This is a genomic window from Clostridium sp. AF50-3 (genome assembly GCF_003477445.1).
GTDB classification, from domain to species: Bacteria; Bacillota; Clostridia; order Lachnospirales; family Lachnospiraceae; genus Otoolea; species Otoolea fessa.
The window spans coordinates 1-2518 of the sequence record NZ_QUDH01000041.1; the positions used below are offsets into that span (position 1 = coordinate 1).

Consider the following 2518-nt stretch of genomic DNA (forward strand, 5'->3'; position numbering starts at 1 on the left):
AATCAGAAGAAAGTTTGTATTGTTTTCAATTTTATTATGACACTTATAATTGGGATAAGTGGGGTGTATATAATTGCTATTATACTTATTCTAATGGGATTGAAAGCATTTATGTAGCAAATAGCAAAATTTTATAAGTGAAACGAGGTACTCTATGGAAAAAAAGGAACTTATCAAACTATATTTACAAAATGTGGATAAAATGTTTGGATATGCCAACATGAACGCATATATTGATGAGCGATTAAAGAAGTATACGAAATACTGTCAAAGTAAAAAGCCAGAAGAACAGATTATTATATGGCTGAAATTATTGCATAAAAATTTCGGAAAAAAGATTGTTTATTTAGGAAGTTACTTAGCATTACAAGAAAAGGATATGAGCTATTTAAATAATGCGTTCAATTCGGCAGTAACATGGGGACAACTCACAATAACAAACAGCGGTTGCGACCATTCCATTCACGCTTGGAATATTTTACCACATATATTCTGTGCAAACCGCTTTCGTGACATTGAAAAAATATTTCCAAAAGAAAACGGACTTAGTAAGAATGGGTTAAAGTCTGCATGCAGTATCACAAATTTAGTGATGTATCTGTATTATCAAGAACCTATGTGGAAACAATATGTGATTGATGAAAGTAAAGAATTTCTTCAAAATAAACATACAGCAGAAGAAAAAGCTGTGATAAACGGTTTCCTTGCACTAATAGAAAAAAATTGGGAAAAATTCTCATTGGAATTGGCTAATCTCTGTAAAGCACATAGAAAATCAAAAGATTATGGAGAAAATCCATTTACAAGAAAAATTTCCTTTTTTGCATTTGGATTGTATAACTTTGCAAGATACTTGTATAGAGAAGAAGTTAAAAATATTACACTTCCTCAAAATGAATTTTTATTTGAGGATTTTAGAATTTATCAAGAAAGCACTAGTTGTCAAATAGGACAACCGTTTTGCATTTTTGAAGAACCGTTATTATTGTTGAATGATTTTGAAAAAATTGATTTACCGATTATGTATTTAACAGCAGGTAAAAAAAGAGTTTTGGATATTGAAAATTATAGGCAAGAAGTGGTAAAGAAAATACAAGCACTTCATAGCAATCAGAGCAGTTAGTCTTAGGATTGACTGCTTTTTCTATACGGATTTTTAATGATAGGCAATTATCAGTAAATGGTAGTTGCCTTTTTTGATTGGAGGAATTAAAGAATGAATGATAAAAACTTTATTGAAGAATTAAGACAAAAGCGTGAGGAATACGGAGTAACACAAACAAGGCTTGCTGTTGCTTGTGGTATCAGCCGTGAATATTACAACCGCATTGAAAAAGGGAAACAGCCATTGAATGACGAATTAAAAGGAGTCATAGAAAAACAGATTGAGCGTTTCAATCCACAAGAACCACTATTCCTGTTGATTGATTACTTCCGTGTTCGCTTTCCTACTACGGACGCATTGGCGATTATCCGTGATGTATTACAACTAAAACCCGATTATATGCTTTATGAAGATTATGGAAAATACGGATATGAAAGCAAATATGTTTTAGGCGACATCAATGTCATGTGTTCCATGCAAGAGCATTTAGGTGTTTTATTGGAACTGAAAGGCAGAGGCTGTCGTCAAATGGAAAGTTATCTATTGGCACAGGAACGCTCATGGTATGACTTCATGCTTGATTGTTTAACGGCAGGTGGTAAGATGAAACGGCTTGACTTGGCAATCAATGATAAAGCAGGAATATTGGATATTCCAAAGTTAAAGGAAAAATACAAGGCTGGCGAATGTATCTCCTACTTTCGTATGCAGAAAGATTACAGCGGTACGGAAAAATGTGGTAGCGATTTACCAAAGAATACAGGAGAAACCTTATATCTCGGTTCAACAAGCAGTGAATTATATATGTGTGCTTATCAGAAAAATTATGAGCAGTATGTCAAGAATAGCATAGAAGTTGAAGATACGGAGATTAAGAACCGCTTTGAAATACGCATGAAGAATGAACGAGCCTATTATGCGGTTGTAGATTTACTGACTTATCGGGACGCTGAACGCACTGCTTTTTCTATCATCAATCATTATGTCCGCTTTGTTGACAGAGAGGACGACAAGCCAAAAAATCAATGGAAAACAAATGATGATTGGGCATGGTTTGTAGGGGAAAACAGAGAACCGATACGCTTAACTACAAAGCCAGAACCTTATACTTTACAAAAAGCGTTGCATTGGTTACAAAGACAGGTTGCACCAACCATAAAAATGGTACAGGCATTAGACAGAGAAAATCATACAACGATACTAAAAGATATGATTGAACAGGCAGAACTTAAAGACAAGCATAAACACTTATTACAATTAGAAAAATCAACCATAGAAGAACGAATAGATACCGCTATTCCACAAGAGAATGACGATGTTTTAGAAAAGCAATAATTTATTTTATGGAGAAAGTTAAAGACAAGTTTAAAGCTAAATGCTACAATGTAAATATAGGTTATATAGATATAAAAT

Annotated in this window: 2 protein-coding genes; both read left to right on the plus strand. The window is 33.4% G+C overall.

Translation table 11 applies throughout. The features are described 5' to 3' along the window. Positions 1-154: 154 nt before the first annotated feature. Positions 155-1123 (plus strand): hypothetical protein, encoded by a 969-nt coding sequence (locus DW085_RS18645; RefSeq protein ID WP_118494349.1) that lies wholly within the window; start codon positions 155-157, stop codon positions 1121-1123. A gap of 93 nt (positions 1124-1216) precedes the next feature. Beyond that, positions 1217-2440 carry an XRE family transcriptional regulator gene (locus DW085_RS18650; RefSeq protein ID WP_117459757.1) on the plus strand — a complete coding sequence of 408 codons (1224 nt, stop codon included), beginning with the start codon at positions 1217-1219 and terminating at the stop codon, positions 2438-2440. Positions 2441-2518 lie beyond the last annotated feature (78 nt).